General features: G+C 41.5%; 18 protein-coding genes. 5 read left to right on the top strand and 13 right to left on the bottom strand.

Annotation, left to right across the window (positions count from 1 at the left end; all coding sequences use genetic code 11):
* Positions 1-10: 10 nt before the first annotated feature.
* Positions 11-622, bottom strand: coding sequence for a class I SAM-dependent methyltransferase (locus Q0R88_RS17215; RefSeq protein WP_295718422.1), 612 nt, complete (start codon positions 620-622; stop codon positions 11-13).
* A 118-nt stretch (positions 623-740) separates the two neighbouring features.
* Between Q0R88_RS17215 and Q0R88_RS17210 the strand changes: the two genes are divergently transcribed.
* Positions 741-1,106 carry an MmcQ/YjbR family DNA-binding protein gene (locus tag Q0R88_RS17210; protein WP_295718419.1) on the top strand — a complete coding sequence of 122 codons (366 nt, stop codon included), beginning with the start codon at positions 741-743 and terminating at the stop codon, positions 1,104-1,106.
* Positions 1,107-1,187: 81 nt separating this feature from the next.
* Positions 1,188-3,275 (top strand): TonB-dependent receptor, encoded by a 2,088-nt coding sequence (locus Q0R88_RS17205; RefSeq protein WP_295718417.1) that lies wholly within the window; start codon positions 1,188-1,190, stop codon positions 3,273-3,275.
* A gap of 133 nt (positions 3,276-3,408) precedes the next feature.
* Here the strand turns inward: Q0R88_RS17205 and rodA are convergent, their stop codons facing one another.
* The 6 genes from rodA to purH all read right to left on the bottom strand — a co-directional run bounded on the left by rodA (position 3,409) and on the right by purH (position 10,967).
* Positions 3,409-4,680, bottom strand: coding sequence for a rod shape-determining protein RodA (gene rodA / locus Q0R88_RS17200; protein ID WP_295718414.1), 1,272 nt, complete (start codon positions 4,678-4,680; stop codon positions 3,409-3,411).
* Position 4,681: 1 nt separating this feature from the next.
* Positions 4,682-6,694 (bottom strand): penicillin-binding protein 2, encoded by a 2,013-nt coding sequence (mrdA, locus tag Q0R88_RS17195; RefSeq protein WP_295718411.1) that lies wholly within the window; start codon positions 6,692-6,694, stop codon positions 4,682-4,684.
* Positions 6,691-7,209 carry a rod shape-determining protein MreD gene (locus Q0R88_RS17190; protein WP_295718409.1) on the bottom strand — a complete coding sequence of 173 codons (519 nt, stop codon included), beginning with the start codon at positions 7,207-7,209 and terminating at the stop codon, positions 6,691-6,693. Before Q0R88_RS17190 ends, mrdA begins: the two co-directional genes overlap by 4 nt.
* Positions 7,209-8,033 (bottom strand): rod shape-determining protein MreC, encoded by an 825-nt coding sequence (mreC, locus tag Q0R88_RS17185; protein ID WP_295718408.1) that lies wholly within the window; start codon positions 8,031-8,033, stop codon positions 7,209-7,211. Before mreC ends, Q0R88_RS17190 begins: the two co-directional genes overlap by 1 nt.
* A 105-nt stretch (positions 8,034-8,138) precedes the next feature.
* On the bottom strand, positions 8,139-9,161 hold the full coding sequence (locus Q0R88_RS17180; RefSeq protein ID WP_090651245.1) for a rod shape-determining protein: 1,023 nt from the start codon (positions 9,159-9,161) through the stop codon (positions 8,139-8,141).
* Positions 9,162-9,437: 276 nt separating this feature from the next.
* Positions 9,438-10,967, bottom strand: coding sequence for a bifunctional phosphoribosylaminoimidazolecarboxamide formyltransferase/IMP cyclohydrolase (purH, locus tag Q0R88_RS17175; RefSeq protein WP_295718405.1), 1,530 nt, complete (start codon positions 10,965-10,967; stop codon positions 9,438-9,440).
* A gap of 292 nt (positions 10,968-11,259) precedes the next feature.
* Here purH and fabG point away from each other — a divergent pair, with 292 nt between their 5' ends.
* The 3 genes from fabG (at position 11,260) to Q0R88_RS17160 (ending at position 14,922) form a co-directional block, all read left to right on the top strand.
* Complete coding sequence (gene fabG / locus Q0R88_RS17170; RefSeq protein ID WP_295718403.1) at positions 11,260-12,003, top strand: 3-oxoacyl-[acyl-carrier-protein] reductase; 744 nt, start codon at positions 11,260-11,262, stop codon at positions 12,001-12,003.
* A gap of 258 nt (positions 12,004-12,261) precedes the next feature.
* On the top strand, positions 12,262-14,346 hold the full coding sequence (locus Q0R88_RS17165; protein ID WP_295718401.1) for a hypothetical protein: 2,085 nt from the start codon (positions 12,262-12,264) through the stop codon (positions 14,344-14,346).
* Between the two features lie 150 nt (positions 14,347-14,496).
* On the top strand, positions 14,497-14,922 hold the full coding sequence (locus Q0R88_RS17160) for an endonuclease domain-containing protein (protein ID WP_295718399.1): 426 nt from the start codon (positions 14,497-14,499) through the stop codon (positions 14,920-14,922).
* Between the two features lie 165 nt (positions 14,923-15,087).
* On the opposite strand, the gene Q0R88_RS17155 is transcribed toward Q0R88_RS17160, so the two are convergent.
* The 6 genes from Q0R88_RS17155 to Q0R88_RS17130 all read right to left on the bottom strand — a co-directional run bounded on the left by Q0R88_RS17155 (position 15,088) and on the right by Q0R88_RS17130 (position 20,602).
* A complete protein-coding gene (locus Q0R88_RS17155; protein WP_295718398.1) occupies positions 15,088-15,411 on the bottom strand; it encodes a septum formation initiator family protein in 324 nt (107 codons plus the stop codon).
* Positions 15,412-15,548: 137 nt separating this feature from the next.
* Positions 15,549-16,874, bottom strand: a complete 1,326-nt coding sequence (locus tag Q0R88_RS17150) for a DEAD/DEAH box helicase (RefSeq protein WP_295718395.1) — start codon at positions 16,872-16,874, stop codon at positions 15,549-15,551.
* A gap of 214 nt (positions 16,875-17,088) precedes the next feature.
* Positions 17,089-17,619 (bottom strand): signal peptidase II, encoded by a 531-nt coding sequence (gene lspA / locus Q0R88_RS17145; RefSeq protein WP_295718393.1) that lies wholly within the window; start codon positions 17,617-17,619, stop codon positions 17,089-17,091.
* A 139-nt stretch (positions 17,620-17,758) separates the two neighbouring features.
* Positions 17,759-19,054, bottom strand: a complete 1,296-nt coding sequence (gene eno / locus Q0R88_RS17140; protein WP_295718391.1) for a phosphopyruvate hydratase — start codon at positions 19,052-19,054, stop codon at positions 17,759-17,761.
* Between the two features lie 96 nt (positions 19,055-19,150).
* Positions 19,151-19,888, bottom strand: coding sequence for a DUF2490 domain-containing protein (locus Q0R88_RS17135; RefSeq protein WP_295718389.1), 738 nt, complete (start codon positions 19,886-19,888; stop codon positions 19,151-19,153).
* 345 nt (positions 19,889-20,233) lie between these two features.
* Positions 20,234-20,602, bottom strand: a complete 369-nt coding sequence (locus Q0R88_RS17130) for a hypothetical protein (protein WP_295718387.1) — start codon at positions 20,600-20,602, stop codon at positions 20,234-20,236.
* Positions 20,603-20,614: the final 12 nt, after the last annotated feature.

Here is a 20,614-nt window from a genome sequence, read left to right as displayed (position 1 = left end):
AATAGGAGGATTATCGTTTTTGCAAACACCAGGTGGTCATGCACCGCAGGTTTTGCACATTGGTAGTTTTTATAGGTTCATAAAGCGTACCATTCAATTCACGTGTATAGTGCAACAGGGTATCCTCATTTACCAGGAAACGTTCGGAGCCATCGGGTAATAAGTAGCGCCTGTTACCTCTTGATACTACTAATTCTTCGATACCGATATCAGATGCCAGCCTTGCAAACAGGTAGCCACCCGGCTTTAACACCCGCCATAAAGAGCGTACCATACTATCAAAATGTTGCTCATCATGTGCAAAGTGCAGTACGGCGCTACATATAACCAGGTCGAAAAAATCATCGCCGTAAGGTAAAGCCTCCACGCCTGCAACAGTAAAATTATCTATAGAATTTTGGGGAGATAATAAAGTAGATAACTGTTTTATCCCATCAATAGCTGCCTCACTTTGATCAACCCCATATACTCCATATCCGTTCTGCAAAAAATACACCAGGTTGCGCCCACCGCCACATCCGGCATCGAGGATGGTTTTGCAGCTATCAAACCGTCCCTTTAATAACTGATCGAACAGATAAATATCAATATTGCCAAATGCTTGCTGGAGGTTGTTTTGCATGGTCGAAAATTAGCGTTTTTTAATAAATCCCAGCGTGTTTTGTTGGTTAAAAACAGGGGCAATAAATGAAAATTAAATAGTACTATCCAAAACCAATCACATTTAACTAACTTTAAATATGGCAACAGATATGTCTATCTTCATGCAATTTCTGCGCAGTATGCTGCTCCCCTTACCTGGAGTTACCGAGAAGATGTGTTTTGATGATCCTGCATTTTATGTAAATAATAAGATTTTCACCAATGTGAAACTAAAGAATGAACTGCTTGCCTTACACACCGTTGAACGTGAAAAGTGGATGGCAGTTGATCCGCATACATTTTTCATTACCGATCATTACCTTAACTACAAATACATGCTGATACGCCTGGAAACGGTGTCGCCCGATGATCTTAAAACTTTGTTAATTACCGCTTACCTGGCACGCGCTACCAAAAAACTAATAAAAGAGTATGAGGCGTTGAGAAAGAATGAGCGTAATTAAGTGATCCTATCTAACTTGTTAGTAAAACGCGATACGGGTTTAAAAGTTAAAACAGCTACTTTTGTCTATCCAAGCCATTATATGACAAAACTATACCTCTCCCTTTTTCTTGTACTTACCCTCATTATAAATGCAAGCGCTCAAACCAAAAAAAACGCCCAAAAAGATAGTGTTACACACCTCGGCACGGTAACCGTACATGGTTATTTGAGCGAGCAACCTGTATTAAGTGTACCCGCTTCGGTAAGTGTGCTTGGTTCGGCCCAGTTAAAGTTACAGCCCGATAATTCTTTCGTATCCGCTTTAAACACGGTGCCTGGTATAAGAGCAGAGGAGCGTTCGCCGGGCAGTTACCGTCTATCAATCAGGGGGAGTTTATTGCGGTCGCCTTTTGGGGTGAGGGATGTAAAAATATATTTCGACGAGATCCCGCTTACAGATGCGGGAGGTAACTCTTATTTGAACGCTATTGATATTGGCAGCATAGGCAGTATCGAAATATTAAAAGGCCCCGATGGCAGCTTGTTTGGCGCAAACTCTGGCGGGGTGGTTTTATTAAGCCCTATAAACCGGTATAGTGATTCCAGCTATTTATCGGCAGGAATAAATACGGGGAGTTATGGTTTGTTTCATGAAAAGGTAACGTTGCAAGTACACTCTGGTACCAATTTGTTTAACATCAACCAAAGCTTCCAAACCTATCATGGATACAGGCAAAACAGCGATACCCATCGTAATTATATCCAGCTTGCAGATAAATGGAACTATAGCGATAAGAACGAATTGCGGATTTTAGGCATCTATTCCAATCTTGCCTATGAAACACCCGGCGGATTAAACCTGGCTCAGTATACAGCCAATCCCCGCCAGGCCCGTTTGCCCACTCCTGCTTTCCCGGGGGCCATTCAGCAAAAAACAGGCATCAGTACCAAAATGTACCTGGGCGGCCTTACCAATGAATATCATTTTACCAACCGTATCAGAAACGTGATCTCTGTGTTTGGCAACCACGTTGATTTTGCCAACCCTGCCATCACCAATTTTGAGCAGCGGAGCGAAAACACCTACGGCCTGCGTACCTATTTTGAACTGGCAGGCGCACCTAAAGAAAACTTTAACTGGAAAGTAAACCTGGGGTTGGAGTGGCAGCAAACCAACTCCCGTATCAGCAATTACGGCAACAGGAAGGGTGTGAAAGATACCACTCAAACCAGCGATGACATCCACTCAAATCAACATTTTATTTTTAGCCGGTACGCTGCTGATATTTTTAAACGCCTGCATGTGGAAGCCGCGCTGAGCTTAAATTGGTATGGTTACGATTTCAGGAATATTTACCCGCTTAACCAAAGCGGTTTTACCAACCGTAATTTCACACCGCAACTAATGCCCAGACTGGCTTTAAGCTACCAGGTTACCAATAACTTTATTTGGCGAACATCGGTAAGTCGCGGGTACTCCACACCTACCACGGCAGAAGTAAGGCCGACTGATAACATCATCAACACCGCCCTGCAAGCACAAACAGGATGGAACTATGAAACAGGTTTCAGACTGCGTAATACTGATGAAACCATGTTGCTGGATGCCTCGGTATTTTACTACCGGCTAAACAACGCCATTGTACGCCGTTTAAATGCGAATGAAACAGAATACTATATCAACACCGGTGGCACCAACCAGCCCGGTTTTGAACTGGCATTTACAGACTGGCTAATTGCGCAGAACAATACCCATTTTATCCGTGGCCTGCAGTTTAATGAATCATACACCTACAGTAAATTCACGTTCAGGGATTATAATGATGCCACTACAAACGCCAGCTATGCAGGTAACCGTTTAACCGGCGTACCAAGGCATGTTTTTGTATCTGGATTTCAAGTTAAGTTCCCTGCAGATCTTTCCTTATTCGCACAACATAACTATACCTCAAAAATCCCGCTTAATGATGCCAATACCGTTTATGCAGGGCATTATAACCTGCTGCAGGCAAAAATTAGCTGGCAACCAACTTTCGGCCGTAACAACCATTTAGAGCTTTTTGCCGGTGCCGATAATATCCTGAATGAAAAATACAGTTTGGGTAATGACCTGAATGCTATTGGCAACCGATATTATAATGCTTCGCCCCTGAGAAATTACTCGGTTGGGATGAATGTAAGGTTGTAGTGATTTCGGATTTAATTTTGCCGCCGCTTGTGTCCTCACAAGCGGCTTTTTTTTGCCTGAATCGGGATTGATATGTTAGTCTGTTTTTGAGGGATTTGACATCATGATAAATCCGAAATCGAAAATCCGAAATCTAAATAATTCCCATTCTATTTGAATCGAGCTTAATAAGCACAAACAGGAGAATGGTAAAGCTTAATAGCGATGAACCGCCATAACTGATAAACGGCAGCGGGATACCTATTACAGGAACCACACCAATGGTCATACCGATATTGATTACGACGTGGAAGAACAACACTGATGCCACCCCGTAAGCATAGATTCGCGAAAATGGCGATCGCTGTCGCTCGGCAATAAAAATTACCCGCAGGATTAAAAACAGGAACAGCCCTATTACCACAACAGAACCGGCAAAGCCCCACTCCTCACCTACGGTACAAAAAATAAAGTCGGTGCTTTGTTCTGGCACAAACGCGTACTTGGTTTGTGTGCCATGCAGATACCCCTTACCCCATAATTTGCCCGAACCAATTGCTATTTTTGATTGATTTACATTGTAACCCTTACCCCGCAAATCAGTAGTAATACCCAACAGGATGTTGATACGCTCGGTTTGGTGAGGTTTTAAAACGTGGCTATAAATAAATTTAACGCAAAAAATAAACGATATGGAAATGGCCAACCCTATCAGCATGGTAGTGATAAGCTTGCGGTTGCGTCTAAATAAAAAGATCACCAGGGCCGTAAATGCTACCAGCCCAATAATTATACTTATTGGATTAAACAAAAGCGCTACCACAAAAAGGGTGATCAACAAACCTGAAACAGCCAGGAAATAAGGGGATAAACCTTCGCGGTATAACACAAATATAAGGGAGCAAAATACCAGCGTTGAGCCCGTATCTGGTTGCAGCATAATCAGCACCATCGGTACACCAATAATTGCGGCTGCAGCCATAAATGATTTTGGTTCGGTAACGCGAATATTAGGCCCACTCAGGTAACGGGCCAATAATAAACAGGTAGAAAACTTGGCAAACTCCGAGGGCTGCAGCCTGAAACCACCACCCATATTTATCCAGGCCTGGTTACCGCCCACATTTCTGCCTATTATTAAAACCAGGATAAGCAACAGCACCGTTATAGCGTAAAAAGCCGGAGAAAGCGCACTAAAAAAACGGCTCTCCAACAATAAAATAATCATACCCACCACTACAGCTACAATAATATAGATGAACTGCTTGCCATAGTTAGTTGCCCCGTCAATAATGCTTGGGTGCCTTTCATCAAACACAGCTGCGTGAATATTAAACCAGCCAATGGTGCAAAGTACCAGGTACAGAAATACCGTAACCCAATCAACGTTAAAAAAGAAACTGCGCTGGTTATTATTGTTATTCATATTATTTGCCAGTCCTCCCTGCGGCTAAAAAATTAACCCACACACCACGTTTATTATTGTTTGCCAGTTTATTCCGAGCTGCTTTTTTTATAGAATCGGCCTTAAATTTTTTAATCGAATCGGCTCTTGCGGTTCGGATACTATCGCGCCGACGCTCTTTCTTAAGGTCGAGCTCATAAAGGCCAAGATCAGGCAGGCGATTGGCATTTGCAAAATAATCAACCGTAATTCCAGATTCGCGCGGAGTAATCTTCCCTTTTAAATATTTTTCCACCATAAAGCTGGCAATTGGCGCGGCCCAGTGTGCACCCTCGCCAGAATTCTCAACCACTACGGCTATAGCAATTTTAGGATTCTCGCGCGGGGCGAAAGCTACAAATACAGAGTTGGCCTCGCCACGCGGGTTTTGCGCGGTACCTGTCTTACCACACATAATAATATCTGGGATTTTTGATCTCCGCGCTGTACCACCCTCAACCACGGCTTGCATTCCATTAATAACAGGTTCAAAATATTGCGAATCGATACCAACATAATTCCTTTTGGTATACTCCGCTTTAATTACGTTTTCGGTGCCGATGGCTTTAATTAAATGTGGCTTGTAAAAAAACCCATGATTGGCAATAGTACATTCCAGGTTAGCCATTTGTAAAGGCGTTGCCAACAACTCACCCTGGCCTATAGCTAAAGAAATGATAGTGCTGGCGCGCCAGGCACCTTTTTTATAAACGTTATCATAATGCAATGGAGTTGGAACGTTTCCGCGGCTTTCGGCTGGCATATCCAGGTCGAGCCGGGTGCCTAAACCGAATTTCATTACGTTGGCCCTCCATTTGGTAAATTCGGCTTCGGTATACTTTGTTCCGCTGCGTTCCAAAATGCGTTGAAATACCATCGAAAAATAACCATTACAGGATTCAGCTACTGCTTTGCCCATATTAACCGAACCATGGGCTTCACCGTTGTTACAAGGTACCAAGCGGTTACCAGCTCTATAGTGACCTGTACAATAATAGGTTTCTGAAGGTGAGATAATATTTTCCTGTAACGCTATCAAAGCACTTAATGGCTTAAATGACGAACCTGGCGGATATTGCGCCTGTATTGGCCTGATGAAAAATGGCTTATACGGATCATTGTACATTTTGGCCGCATTATTACCACGCTCGCGTCCCACCATCAAATTAGGATCGTAAGTCGGGCTGCTTACATAGGCCAGGATCTCGCCGGTTGAAGGTTCAATGGCTACAATACTACCCAGTTTGTTCGTCATTAGTTTCTCGCCCAGTTTTTGCAGGTCAATATCTAACGATGATGTAAGCCGCTCGCCTGTACGGGCAACGGTATCAAAAGCGCCATTGGCAAATGAGCCTTTTTGCGCCCCGCGCGAATCAACCATCATGCTTTTAACACCACGCTGGCCGCGAAGCACATTTTCATAAGCTTTCTCGACACCTGTTTTACCAATATAATCCCCCAGGCGGTAATATCCCCCCGAGAGTTTAATATCCCGGTCATACACCTCGCCAATAAAACCTAAAAATTGTGCAGCTACAGAATCCGGGTAAGTACGCACCGTACGGGGTAATATGTAAAAGCCAACAAAATCTCCCATTTTCTCCTGCAGCGAAGCAAACAGCTCGGCTGGTACCTGCTTTTCAAAAGGAGAATCTTTATTGGGTGAATATTTTACGGCCTTGATCCATCGTTTATCAAAACCGGCTTTATCAATACCTACCATTCTACAAAACTCAAGGGTATCAAAAGGTTTTACCTCTTTTGGGTTAACCATGATATCGTAGATCGGCTCATTTTGAACAAGTACTTTACCGTTCCTGTCCAGTATAGGTCCACGGGCCGGGTATACAATAAAATTGCGGATAACATTTTTAGTGGCATAAAGAGCGTAGCGGTCGTCAACTATCTGGATATAGTAAAGCCTTGCAAGCAGCGTAAAAATTATAGCAATAAAAATACCTGTTACAACGTAGCGACGTTCAAAAAATTTATTCATTTACGTTCTTTCCTTTTGAAAAATAGAAGGCCAGAAATCAATATTAAAAACACAGTAGATATTGAACTCAAAACAACACGGCTTAGTGTGTACTGCACTGCAGAAATACTAAATACTTCAAGGTTTAGCAGGAAAAAATGATGGGATAAGGTAAGTATTAGCGCATATGTAAAAAACCACCTTAAGCCCATAATGCTCAGCGTAGGTTCGGGCTCATTATCAAAACCTTCTTTTTGCACGGTTATGTTTATAAAGAGTATACGCACCAGGGCAAGTACTACACATGCCGCCGCATGCAGCCCCGGAGTATCGTAAAATGCATCTACAGTGAGTCCCAGTAGGAATGACAATGCAAACAGCAGCACATTTGGAATCTCAAACGGCAGCAACAAAATAAACAGGATATAGAAGTAAGGTGTAACAAGATTATAAAAGGCAATGTTTTTAAGCAGGAATACCTGCATAAAAACCAAAACCAAAAAGCGGATAGTATTGATGATAATAGTACGGCCCATTATTTACTTTGTACGGCCTCCAGCCCCGTTTGTTCCTGTGCAAATTTGTTAACTACCACATATACGTATTGCAGTTTCGCAAAATCAACCGATAAGCCAATCTCTACATTAAGCAATAAACCACCTTCCTTTGCATGAAGGTTTGTTATTTTACCAAACGGAATCCCGGTAGGGAAAAGAGAATAGCCGGATGTAACTACGGGTTCGCCCAGTTTTGGCCTTGCATCGTTTTGCAGGCTCAGCAACCCTCTATGCCGGTCGAGATTACTTACCCAGGTAAACGAACCTACGGCTTTATCATCTGCCAGCATGGCGCTAAACTGGCTTTTGGAATGCAGCAGCGACTTAACAATGGCAAAATGATCTGTAACATCGGCCACCATCCCTACAACGCCTGCCCCGCAAATTACACCCATATCTTTTGCGATCCCGTCTTTACGGCCCCTGTTTATGGTAATATAATTATTTGATTGATTGGTTGAATTGTTGATAACCCTGGCCACAAGGTAAGTATATTGTTGCTTGTAAACAGTATCAACCACTTTATGCTTTTCAACTGTATCAACATAAAATGAGGTTTTAAGCATTCCCCTCAATTTGGCATTTTCACGTGCCAGGCTATCATTTTGCTCTTTTAAAGATAAATATCCTTTAAACTCACTTACCTGCGCAAATAAGCTACCGGTAACCTGGTTTTGCGAATTAATAAAAGTTGCTTTTTGAAAAGAGTTGTATTTAATGTAGATAAGCAGCGAGCTTACTTCAAAAATCAGGAATAAAAAAAACGCGTTATACTTAGTGATAAATATCAAGAGGTTACGCATTGCTTTTCAGATTGAAGATAGAATCAAGAACTAAGAATCAAGATTCAAGACAAAAAACAAACGCGGTTGTCTTGGTTCCTGACTCTTGATTCCTGACTCTAAAAACTATTGCATTAAAAATTTAAAATTACCTATGTTTTTAAGGGCGGTTCCGGTTCCGCGTACTACGGCGCGCAGCGGATCTTCGGCTACGTGAACCGGCAGCTTTGTTTTGGCTGCCACACGTTTATCAAGTCCGCGCAATAGGGCACCACCACCGGTTAAATAAATACCGGTTTGATAAATATCCGCCGAAAGTTCTGGCGGGGTAATTTCCAATGCTTTTAATATCGCTTCCTCGATCTTTGAAATCGATTTATCAAGACAATGTGCAATTTCGGTATATGATACCATGATCTGCTTTGGTACCCCGGTCATTAAATCGCGCCCCTGTACAGCAAAATCAGCCGGTGGATCTGCAAGTTCAGGCAATGCGGCGCCAACTTCAATCTTGATTTTCTCGGCAGTACGATCACCAATCATGATGTTATGCTGACGGCGAATATATTGAACGATGTCAGAATCGAAGTTATCACCCGCTACGCGGATAGACTGATCGCAAACAATACCTGATAAAGCGATAACCGCGATCTCGGTAGTACCACCACCAATATCGATGATCATGTTACCCATTGGCTCTTCCACATCAATACCAATACCTACCGCAGCAGCCATTGGCTCATGAATAAGATAAACCTCCTTAGCACCGGCAATCTCGGCCGAATCGCGCACAGCACGTTTCTCTACCTCGGTAATACCCGATGGAATACAGATTACCATACGTAATGAAGGGAAGAACCAGCCTTTACCCTGGTTAATCATTTTGATCATCCCGCGTATCATATGCTCGGCGGCGTTAAAGTCGGCTATTACACCATCTTTAAGCGGGCGAACGGTACGGATATTATCATGTGTTTTACCTTCCATTTGCATGGCCTGCCGACCAATGGCGATAACTTTATTGGTAGTTCTGTCGAATGCAACGATAGACGGTTCATCAACAACAACTTTGTCATTATGTATAATGAGGGTATTTGCGGTACCTAAATCTATAGCAATTTCTTGTGTAAAAAAGTTAAATAAACCCATCTAATGTTTCCTTGAAATAATCTGCAAAGTTAAATAATATAAGGGCACGAATTTCACGAATCCTTGCGTTGCCTACACAATTTTCACGAATTAATGCAGGTTGGTTATAATAACTCAAAAATTCCCTTATTCGTATCCCCACCCCTTTTATTTGTTACTTTTTACCCCTGCAGTTCGTGTAAATATCCTCTTGTGAAAATACGTTTTAATTAATGTAATTCTTGCCTTATTAATTCGTGAAATTCGAAATAATTAGTGCAATTCGTGTTTATGAAATTAATGTTTAAAATGACGTACTCCCGTGGTAACCATGGAGATGTTTTTTTCATCGCACATGGCTATTGATAGCTTGTCGTTTATTGATCCTCCCGGTTGCAATACCGCCGTGATACCTGCCTCCGCAGCCAGTTCCACACAATCAGGGAACGGGAAAAATGCATCAGACGCCATTACAGCACCATTCAAATCAAAACCAAAGCTGTGCGCCTTAATAACCGCCTGCCTTAATGAATCAACCCGCGATGTTTGACCAACACCGCTTGACATCAGCTGGTTATTTTTAGCAAACACAATAGTGTTTGATTTGGTATGTTTTACCACTTTGTTGGCAAAGTACAGGTCTTTCATTTCCTGCTCGGTTGGTTTCCTGTTGGTAACCGGGTTCATTTGAGCCGGACCTTCAATAACAGCATCCTTATCCTGCTCAATAACACCGTTCAGTAAAGTTTTAAACTGCTTGGCAGGTAATTCAACAGGCTGACGAACCAGGATGATCCGGTTCTTTTTCTCCTGTAGTATTTGTACCGCCTCATCTGTATAAGCCGGGGCAATCAGTACTTCGTAAAATATCTTGCTGATCTCGGTAGCTGTAGCCGCGTCAATCTCGTCATTAGCGATAATAACACCACCAAAAGCCGAAACTGGGTCACATGCCAAAGCATCTATCCAGGCTTCTTTAATAAATGAGCGGGAAGCAATACCGCAGGCATTGGTATGTTTTAATATAGCGATGGTTGGCTCGCCAGTGAACTCGTCGATCAAAGCAACCGCGGCGTCAACATCTACCAGGTTGTTGTATGATAATTCTTTACCATGCAGCTTATTGAACATGGCATCAAGGTTACCATAAAAAACACCTTTTTGATGCGGATTTTCGCCATAACGCAAAGTCTGGCTTTTTTGAATGCTTTGTTTAAAAACAGGCAAAGGTTCTTCCTGGTTAAAATACTGAAAAATGGCAGTATCATAATGTGAAGTAATATTGAATGCTTTATGGGCAAATAATTTGCGCTGATCAATAGTGGTAACGCCATCCTGTGTTTTCAGAATATCTTCAAGCGTACCGTAGTCATCTTTTGATGCAACGATCACCACATCTTTAAAATTTTTGGCACCTGCCCTGATCAGGGAAATACCACCGATATCAATCTTTTCGATCACATCTTCGGCACCCGCGCCAGATTGTACGGTTTCTTCAAAAGGATACAGGTCAACAATCACCAGGTCAATTTCCGGGATCTCAAATTCGGCCAGTTGCTGTTGGTCGCTATCAAAGCTTCTGCGCGCCAGAATACCACCAAACACCTTAGGATGCAAGGTTTTAACACGACCGCCCAATATAGATGGATATGAAGTAAGATCTTCAACAGGTATTACATTAACGCCTAAATTGCGTATAAAAGTTTCGGTACCACCGGTTGAATATATATTAACACCAAGGCGATTTAACTCGTGGATTATAGGCTCTAAATTATCTTTGTAGTAAACAGAAATTAAAGCATTTTTTATTTGAACAGACTGGCTCATTTACAGTGATTTTTTGAGCCGCAAAGGTAGTGATATTTTTTATTAGTCGGAGAGTCAGAAAAGACCGAAAGTCAGAAAAGATCGAAAGTTTTTTTCTCCTGCTTTTTTGAAGCAATCTTTTGATAGTCAACATTAAGTACTGGCTAATTTTTAAGCTTTACGATCGCATAAATTTCAATGAAACCTTGCAGCAATTCCTTTTATCCAATTCAAACTTTCCGACTCCCGGACTTTCCAACTTTCGGACTTTTCACAATAATTAACTAACTTCACCGCCCGAAATAGTACATAAATGAAATTATTAGAAGGAAAAACCGCACTTATCACCGGTGCATCAAAAGGAATAGGCCGTAAAATAGCCGAAAAGTTTGCCGAACACGGCGCCAACGTAGCTTTTACCTATTTATCATCTGTAGAAAAAGGCCAGGCGCTTGAGCAGGAACTGCAAAGTTTTGGCACACAGGTAAAGGGTTACCGCTCTGATGCTTCCAAATTTGATGAAGCCGAAAAGTTGATCTCAGACATTATAGCCGATTTTGGCACCCTCCATATTGTAGTAAACAACGCCGGTATAACCAAAGATGGTTTGCTAATGCGCATGACCGAAGAGGCCTGGGATGATGTTTTAAACGTGAACCTTAAATCTATCTTCAACGTTACCAAAGCAGCCTCCAAAATCATGATGAAGAACCGCAATGGTGTGTTCATCAACATGAGCTCGGTTGTAGGGGTACAGGGCAATGCAGGCCAAGCCAATTATGCAGCTTCAAAAGCGGGCATCATCGGTTTCTCCAAATCAATGGCTAAAGAATTAGGTTCACGTAACATACGTACCAATGTGGTTGCGCCGGGTTTCATTAAAACCGAAATGACCGAAGTACTGGACCCTAAAGTTGTTGAAGGCTGGGCAGCAGCAATCCCGCTTAAACGCGCCGGCGAAGCTGAAGATGTAGCCAACGCATGTGTTTTCCTGGCATCAGATATGGCAACCTACATCACCGGGCAAGTTATCCCTGTTGATGGTGGAATGTTGTAGTAATTAAGTTAAAAACAACACCGAAGTCATCCCGAACTTGTTTCGGGACCCCACAGGACAGGTAAGCTGCATGCGTTACACTTAGCATGTGGGATGCCGAAACAAGTTCGGCACGACTTATATTAAACAAGTAAGGCAAGCGAAAAGCTTGCCTTACTTGTTTAATACCTGCTACCTTAAAACTAATTCCAATCATTTCACAATAATTTCGCATTTTGCAGGTGAACGTAAAACGTATTGCGTACTACGTAAACTTATATGCAATTTTCACTAACATGGGGTTCGGTTTCAGGATGGTGGGTGCCTGCCTGTTTGGTATTGGGGGCACTGTACGCATGGTTACTTTACCGGCAACCGGTTAACCTGGGCAAGTATTTCAGATACGGGCTTTCGGCTATCCGGGCAGTGGTGGTATTTTTTGTCGCGATGCTGTTGGTTTCGCCATTAGTGAAGTCGACAAAATACGATCCGCAGAAACCATTGGTATTAGTTGCGCAGGATAATTCCTCATCCATCAACACATTTAAAGCTCCCGGCTTCAATTCTGATAAATTCGTTGCCGATTTGGCTAAATTGAAACAGGAGCTTGGTGACAAATACGATGTACAGGAATTTAATTTTGATAAAGACCTGAACAATGGCCTCTCCAATAAATTCAATGGTAAACAAACCGATATTGCCAATGCCCTGCGCCAGCTGAATAACAAATTTGTAAATCAAAACATAGGCGCTTTAGTTTTGGCTACCGATGGCGTATATAACCAGGGAGACGATCCGCAATACGAGGCCAAAAACATCAAGACCAGCATCTATACCATTGCACTGGGCGATACCACCGCCAAACGCGATTTGTTGATAGACAATGTAAACTATAACAAAACCGCTTTTTTAGGCAACGATTTTGAAGTGGAGATTTTAACGGCAGCCTATCAAAGCAAAGGCGAAAACATGCGCCTAACTGTTAATGAAGATGGCAAACAGGTTTTCGCTCAAACCATTCCAGTAACCGGTGCTGATTTTAAAAAGCTTGTCCCCATAAAATTAACTGCAGATAAGAAAGGGTTAAGAAAATTTACCATCAGCATAGCCCCTGTTAAAAACGAGCTATCTACCCAAAACAATACCGAAATTGTTTATGTAGATGTGTTGGATGCCCGGCAAAAGGTATTGGCGCTTTACCAAAGTGCCCACCCGGATATCACTGTTATTAAACAAGCTATAGAAACCAACAAAAACTTTGAAGTAAAAACTGTGCCGCTACCAGATATGGCAGGCGTTAAACTGGCAGATTATAGTTTAATAATCCTTTACCAGGTAAACGCAGGTAATATTGAACCGGTAAAAAACTTCATCGCCAAAAGCAAAATACCTGTTTGGTACATCATAGGTTCGCAAAGTAACCTGCCGGCTTTTAATGCCCAACAAAATGTAGTAAAAATAAGCGCGGGCCGAAGTGAAACGCAAGAAGTTTATGCCCTGCCCGAAGCTGGTTTTACAGCCTTTACCCTATCCGATTCGTCCCGTAAAAAGATTGCCACACTACCGCCGCTACTGGCACCCTTTGGCAGTTACGGAACATCAACAGGAACAAATATTTTGCTGCGACAAAAAATTGGCGCTGTTACTACCACCTATCCATTACTTGCATTTGGAGATGAAGCAGGCAGGCGCACAGCTGTGCTCAGCGGTGAAGGCATCTGGCGCTGGCAATTAGCCGAATATCAAAACTATGGCAACCGCAATGCTACAGATGAGCTGTTGAGCCAAACCGTACAATACCTAACCGCCAACGCCAACCGCCAGCGCTTTAGGGCTTACCCGGCACGTACTATATTTGATGAAGGCGAAAATGTAATCCTTAACGCCGAACTTTATAATGATGCCCTCGAACTCATCAACACCCCCGATGTTAAAATCGACCTAAAAAGCGGAACAAGCAAAAATTATAGCTTCCTGTTTAGCCGCAGCGGGCAAAGCTACCAACTTGATGCTGGCACCTTACCTGTTGGCGAATACACTTACAATGCATCAACCCAAAACGGCAAAAACCTATTTAAAGCCAGCGGACAGCTAACTGTAAAGGCCCTTAACCTGGAAACCCGCCAAAGCGCCGCCAATCATCAACTGCTCAACGCGCTTGCCAAACAAAGTGGAGGCCAAATGCTGCAACCTTCTCAAATAAATCAGCTTGCAGACCTAATCCGCAAGAATGACAATATCAAAACTGTTGTGTATGAAGACAAACATTATGCCGACATTATTGATGTAAAATGGTTATTTGTGCTGATACTTCTATTACTAAGTGCTGAGTGGTTTTTAAGGAAGCGTGAAGGAGAGGTTTAAGTTAGAATCAAGAGGTTAGAGTCAGGAATCAAGAAATTAGAAGCTAAAAACAACAAGAAATAGCTATTCAAAAGCGCGAGCCTGTGCGATTCCCTCCCAACGGGAGGGTGCAGGGAGGGGTTTCTTAAAGCGGCATAAAACAGCACTACCATGGCTAAAAAGATCATTCCATACAACCCAATTTTAAAAGCCCAGGCTCGCAAGCTTCGTAAAAACATGACTGATGGCGAGCTATTATTGTGGAATGAATTAAAAAATGATAAACTATTAGGATTCGATTTCGATCGCCAACGCTTTATCGACAATTATATAATTGACTTTTACTGTAAGGATTTAATGCTGGCTATTGAAATTGATGGCATGTCGCACAACAATGAAGAGGCATTTGCCAAAGATGAAATAAGACAGCAAAAATTAGAAAGCTTTGGAATACAGTTTTTACGTTTTACAGAATCCGAAATGAAAAACGATATGTTTAATGTATTAAGAACTCTTGAGAGTAAAGTAATTGAAATTATCAGGAGTGATCTTTCTATTAAATTACCTAAGGATTTTAACCTGGATTTATTAAAATAATAGCGTTTGCTTTAATGTTGCAGAAACCCCTCCCTGCACCCTCCCGTTGGGAGGGAATCGCACGGGCCCCTGCTCCTCATATTTTATCACAAAATATTTTATCACAAAAAAAGCGACAGGTCTAAACCTATCGCTATCTTATATCTTGACTCTAAACTCTTGATTCTACTTCTCCGTTTTCTCCGGTACTACCAGGTAAACATCCTCATTATCTTTTTTCATGAGATATTTTTCCCGGGCGAATTTTTCCAGTTGCTGTGGATTCGAGCTAAGCTCGTTTAGTTCCTTGGTTACCTGGTCGGTTTCTGCTTTATAAAAATCTCGTTCCTGCTTTAGTTTAGTTACCTGGTGGCGATACTCATACTGCGAGAACAAATCGTTCTTATCAAAAAATATCATCCACACTAAAAAAGCCAACGTAACCAAAAAGAATTTATTCTTAAAAAGGCTTATGAGGCGTTGCATTGATATGAGCTCTATGATTTTCATTTAAAGCTATTTATTTTTTCTGAAGGAAACAAATTTTTTAAGCTCAGTAGCGGGCAGCTGAACAAATTATTGGTTGATTGGGCTATTTAAGTCTAAAAAACTAACAACTTAACCTAATCAACCAATAACTCAATAACTTACCTCCTGCCCGAAGAACGGCTTGCACCACTCATACCGTTGCCACCTGAGCGACTTCCGCCACCGGCCGGCCTGCCGCCGCCACCTGATGGTTTACGTCCACTTCCGCCCCGGCCGCTGTCGCGTTTAAAGCTGCCCGATCCTTTTTTGGATTGACCAGCCATTAAGGTTGCTGTCATGGCTACAGGGCTCATAGGGTATGGATGCTCTTCTTCAACAGGAATTTCTTTAGCTATAAGTTTATGAATATCCCTTAAAAACAGGATCTCTTCTTCATCGCAAAAAGATAGTGCTATGCCATTTGCACCCGCGCGGCCGGTACGGCCAATACGATGCACATAAGTTTCTGGAATGTTTGGTAACTCGTAGTTAATAACGTGGGTAAGCTCGTCAATATCAATACCGCGGGCGGCAATATCTGTAGCTATTAGTACACGTGTAGTACGGTTTTTAAAGTTGGTTAACGCCCGCTGACGCGCGTTTTGTGATTTGTTACCGTGAATAGCTTCGGCGGTTATACCAACCCGCACAAGATCTTTTACCACTTTATCGGCACCATGTTTGGTACGGGTAAAAACCAACGCGGTTTTAATTTCTTTGTCTTTTAATATATGGACCAACAATGATTTTTTGTCGTTTTTCTGTACGTAAAATAATGACTGTTGTATGGTATCGGCAGTTGATGAAACCGGTGTAACCTCAACCTTTTCCGGATTAGTTAATATAGTATTAGCCAAAGACTGGATCTCATTAGGCATTGTAGCCGAGAAAAACAGCGTTTGTCTTTTTGAAGGAACTTTGGCAATGATCTTTTTTACATCATTTACAAAACCCATATCCAACATACGGTCGGCTTCATCCAATATCAGCATTTTAACGTGCTCAAGGTGTACAAAGCGTTGGTTCATTAAATCCAACAAACGGCCCGGAGTTGCTATCAATATATCAACACCACGACGTAAGGCATCAACCTGTGGATTTTGTGATACACCACCAAATATAACCAGGTTTTTCAGTCCGGTATTTTTACCGTAAGCAGTAAAGCTTTCGGCAATTTGTATGGCCAGCTCACGGGTTGGTGTTAAAACCAAAGCCTTGATGGTTTTTTGCTCTTTATGAGCCATCCTATCCTCGTACAACAACTGTAAGGTAGGTAGTGCAAATGCAGCCGTTTTACCGGTACCTGTTTGCGCGCATCCCAACAGGTCGCGATGGTTTAGTACAATAGGAATAGCTTGCGCTTGTATTGGAGTTGGGGTTGTATATCCCTCAGTTTTTAAGGCCTTGAGGAGAGGCTCAATCAATTTTAAATTTTCGAATGACATGATTCTTTAAATGTGCAGATGTGCAAATTTCAGATGTGCAGATGTGCTGGTAATATTATAGATTGCTAATGTCCTCATGTTTTAATTAAGGCATTAAATTTCTGCAAAGATACAGTTTTAATCTTAGATAATATTGGCTGTGCAAATATGCAGGTTCAGGAAGCTGTTTGGGTATGTAACCTCAGCTTCCAGATGTGCAAAGGGGAATAGATACTTAAACCGTAACCGGTTTCTCGTCCGAAGCCTGTTTCTTCTCATCACGCTCACGTAAATAAGCGTTTAACAGTAATATGCCTACACCAATCATGATGGCTACATCGGCTATGTTAAATATGCCTGTTTCAAAAATGCCGAAATTCATATGTACAAAATCGGTTACGCTTCCGTAAACAGCCCTGTCATACAGGTTGCCCATACCACCAGCCAAAATGGTTATAATACCAACCTGGTTGAGCAAGTGCAGATTAGGTTTAATTAATACATAAAGTAAACCCCAAACAAGTGCTATCGCCGGTAAAAGGTTGAGAATTATAAAGCGCCATGGGTTTTGAAGAGAAGTACCCAGGCTTAAAAACGCGCCGGTATTTTCAACCCTGGTAATGGTTAAAAAATCCTTTATAACGGTGATCACGATAGAAAAATGGATATGATCCCTAACATATATTTTTGTAACCCTGTCAAAACCAATAACGAAAGCTAAAAGCAACAATAAACCCAATCCGCGCGAAATCCTTTTCTTATTCATCAAAATTCAATTACTGGTATTAGTATATAACGTAACAGGAGTTACTTTAATTATCAACCGAAAATACTGTGGTTGATATATAGGTTTAAATAAAAAAGAGCCATCTGTTTTATGCAGATGGCTCTTTAATAAGGTTAAATTATTTTTTGTAGAATTTAAAATCTTTACCAATGAATTTTGCATTGCTGCCTAATTCTTCTTCAATACGAAGCAATTGGTTGTATTTAGCGATCCTGTCTGAACGTGAAGCCGAACCGGTTTTGATCTGACCGCAATTTAATGCTACAGCTAAATCAGCAATGGTTGCATCTTCAGTTTCGCCAGAACGGTGACTCATTACAGAGGTATAGCCATTAGTTTGCGCCAAAGTTACCGCGTTAATGGTTTCGGTTAACGAACCAATCTGGTTTACTTTAACCAATATAGAGTTTGCTGTATCTTCGTTAATACCGCGTTGTAAACGTTTGGTGTTGGTAACAAATAAATCATCACCTACCAGCTGCACAGTTTTACCAAGCTTTTCGGTTAAAATTTTCCAGCCATCCCAATCATCCTCAGCCATACCGTCTTCTATCGAAATAACAGGGTATTTAGCTACAAGTTCTGCAAGGTAATCAGCTTGCTGAGCGCTGGTGCGGATAGCACCTTTTTCGCCTTCAAACTTAGTGTAATCGTATTTGCCATCTTTGTAAAACTCAGAAGCAGCACAGTCAAACGCGATAAAAATATCTTCGCCAGCTTTGTAACCAGCTTTTTCAATAGCTTTTAAAATAGTTTCAACACCATCTTCAGTGCTGTCAAAAGTTGGAGCAAAACCACCTTCGTCACCTACAGCTGTAGATAAGCCACGATCGTGAAGGATCTTTTTCAGATTGTGGAATACTTCGGTACCCCAACGTAATGCTTCAGAAAAAGATGGCGCGCCAACCGGCATGATCATAAATTCCTGGAAAGCGATAGGAGCATCAGAGTGTGAACCACCGTTAACGATATTCATCATCGGGATAGGCAATGTGTTTGCATTTACACCACCAATGTAGCGGTATAAAGGCTGGCGGCTTTCCTGTGCTGCTGCTTTTGCAACTGCTAAAGAAACACCTAATATAGCGTTAGCGCCAATTTTACCTTTGTTTTCGGTGCCATCAATCTCAATCATTAACGCATCAATGGTGTTTTGGTCAAAAACATCAATACCTTTTAATTCAGGAGCTAAAATGTCATTTACGTTGGCAACGGCCTTTAACACGCCTTTACCCATGTATTTTGTTTTATCATCATCGCGAAGTTCAACAGCCTCGTGTATACCGGTTGATGCACCTGAAGGTACCGCGGCGCGACCGAATGCACCATTCTCAGTTAATACTTCTACTTCGATAGTAGGGTTACCGCGCGAATCTAAAATCTGGCGGGCGTGTACGTCAATTATTAAGCTCATTTCTTTATTGTCAGATATTTGTAATTTGTAAACCGGCGGCTAAGTTAATAGCAAAAACAAGAAATCACAATGGAAATTTCGTATTTGTTATAATTCTTAATCTGTTGTTGTAGGAACATGCTCTTGCTCAACCGCATTTTTGCGACCAATGCGATACATTAACATTAACATAATATTATTTTTACCGCTACTTTGCGTAAGCGTATAATTGTGCTGGTTTATCCAACCTGCCTGTACTATCCATTTTTTATCAAACTGATAACCTAAAGCTGCTGATACACGGTTACGCTCAAAATTGGGGGCTTTGTTATTAAAAAACACCTCATCAAAAACAGATATAAATAGTGTTTTGGCTACAATTTTGGTATTATTTAAAGGGATAAACAGGTTTAACCTGTACCTGAAACGGTTTCGGAAATCACCATTTACCCAGCGTTGCTCTACACGGTAACGATGTTCGAATTTAAAGCGATAAAGAAATTGGTTAACGGTCATTTGCTCCCATAACCGAAACTCGTTTGTAGTAGGGCCTTTACCTAAATCTGTATAATCATAAGTATGGTAAGTACCGGTACCTAATAATGCGGTAAAGTTTCTGTCCAGGTCATAACTTACACCAGCCTTAGCCTCGTAATACTGGAATTGGGTAAATGCACCGTTGGTACGGATTTGCAGTTCTGAATATCCACCCCATTTATGGCTGCTATCGCCAGGTAAAACTACGGTGGCAATACCCCAGGTACCCAATTTGGAATCCTGTGCCTTAACAGTAATTGAACACACCGTTAACAAAACAAACACTAAAACAATATTAATAAACACTTTATACATCATTACAGGAGTTTAATTCTGCAAATGTATTTCCTTAATGTTATCTCAATGTTAAATACAAGAGTGTTAATGTTAAATTAATGTTAAGTTTTGGCAGTAGTAGGCTTTAAAAATCGTCATTCGAGGTACAAAGCATTCTCTAAGCTGTACAGAGGGGTTCATAAGGTTGATCTGCTATCACAAAGGAATTGTCTGAATCAGAATTTTCAGAATTAAAGAATGAACAGGATAAATTAGTAAGTGCTTTAATTAGAAAACTTATACCATTGTTATACCAATAAGTTTTAGTTTAGGCTTTCCTTGTTGATTCAATATCCATCGAACTATCGCCATTCATACATAAAATAGCTACTTAAAATCTTTAAAGATGTCTTTATAATTTAATATAACTTTCGCCCCACTTTTTTTATGCACTTCTAATATAAAAACGCCTGCTTTTTTTGATAAAGAATCCCCTAATTCTATTTTCCCCTCCCATTCCGACCAAACTTTGTATAGTTGCCCATTGGATAACACAAGCATTTCAACATTATGGTTCCGATTATCTCTGTAAATGGAATCTACTTTACCATTTAAAATTTCGATTGAAGCTTCAATCGAAAGCGCCTCTACACCACTGGGCCCCCTAGTAAGGTTTGCTAACAAAGCTAAGCCAAGGGGTAAAGCCATTGCAAATGCTATAAAACACCCAACGACAATCCGGGTTGTTTTGGTCATCTGAAACTCGTT

Source organism: Mucilaginibacter sp., assembly GCF_025362475.1.
GTDB lineage: Bacteria > Bacteroidota > Bacteroidia > Sphingobacteriales > Sphingobacteriaceae > Mucilaginibacter.
The sequence above is the reverse complement of the archived record's forward strand: the minus strand, read 5'-3'. Positions and strand labels throughout refer to the sequence as shown.

Bases quoted from the DNA above. Each gene is read 5' to 3' on its own strand.
- Q0R88_RS17215 (WP_295718422.1), bottom strand. From the start codon at position 622: ATGCAAAACAACCTCCAGCAAGCATTTGGCAATATTGATATTTATCTG.
- Q0R88_RS17210 (WP_295718419.1), top strand. From the start codon at position 741: ATGGCAACAGATATGTCTATCTTCATGCAATTTCTGCGCAGTATGCTG.
- Q0R88_RS17205 (WP_295718417.1), top strand. From the start codon at position 1,188: ATGACAAAACTATACCTCTCCCTTTTTCTTGTACTTACCCTCATTATA.
- rodA (WP_295718414.1), bottom strand. From the start codon at position 4,680: ATGAATAACAATAATAACCAGCGCAGTTTCTTTTTTAACGTTGATTGG.
- mrdA (WP_295718411.1), bottom strand. From the start codon at position 6,694: ATGAATAAATTTTTTGAACGTCGCTACGTTGTAACAGGTATTTTTATT.
- Q0R88_RS17190 (WP_295718409.1), bottom strand. From the start codon at position 7,209: ATGGGCCGTACTATTATCATCAATACTATCCGCTTTTTGGTTTTGGTT.
- mreC (WP_295718408.1), bottom strand. From the start codon at position 8,033: ATGCGTAACCTCTTGATATTTATCACTAAGTATAACGCGTTTTTTTTA.
- Q0R88_RS17180 (WP_090651245.1), bottom strand. From the start codon at position 9,161: ATGGGTTTATTTAACTTTTTTACACAAGAAATTGCTATAGATTTAGGT.
- purH (WP_295718405.1), bottom strand. From the start codon at position 10,967: ATGAGCCAGTCTGTTCAAATAAAAAATGCTTTAATTTCTGTTTACTAC.
- fabG (WP_295718403.1), top strand. From the start codon at position 11,260: ATGAAATTATTAGAAGGAAAAACCGCACTTATCACCGGTGCATCAAAA.
- Q0R88_RS17165 (WP_295718401.1), top strand. From the start codon at position 12,262: ATGCAATTTTCACTAACATGGGGTTCGGTTTCAGGATGGTGGGTGCCT.
- Q0R88_RS17160 (WP_295718399.1), top strand. From the start codon at position 14,497: ATGGCTAAAAAGATCATTCCATACAACCCAATTTTAAAAGCCCAGGCT.
- Q0R88_RS17155 (WP_295718398.1), bottom strand. From the start codon at position 15,411: ATGAAAATCATAGAGCTCATATCAATGCAACGCCTCATAAGCCTTTTT.
- Q0R88_RS17150 (WP_295718395.1), bottom strand. From the start codon at position 16,874: ATGTCATTCGAAAATTTAAAATTGATTGAGCCTCTCCTCAAGGCCTTA.
- lspA (WP_295718393.1), bottom strand. From the start codon at position 17,619: ATGAATAAGAAAAGGATTTCGCGCGGATTGGGTTTATTGTTGCTTTTA.
- eno (WP_295718391.1), bottom strand. From the start codon at position 19,054: ATGAGCTTAATAATTGACGTACACGCCCGCCAGATTTTAGATTCGCGC.
- Q0R88_RS17135 (WP_295718389.1), bottom strand. From the start codon at position 19,888: ATGATGTATAAAGTGTTTATTAATATTGTTTTAGTGTTTGTTTTGTTA.
- Q0R88_RS17130 (WP_295718387.1), bottom strand. From the start codon at position 20,602: ATGACCAAAACAACCCGGATTGTCGTTGGGTGTTTTATAGCATTTGCA.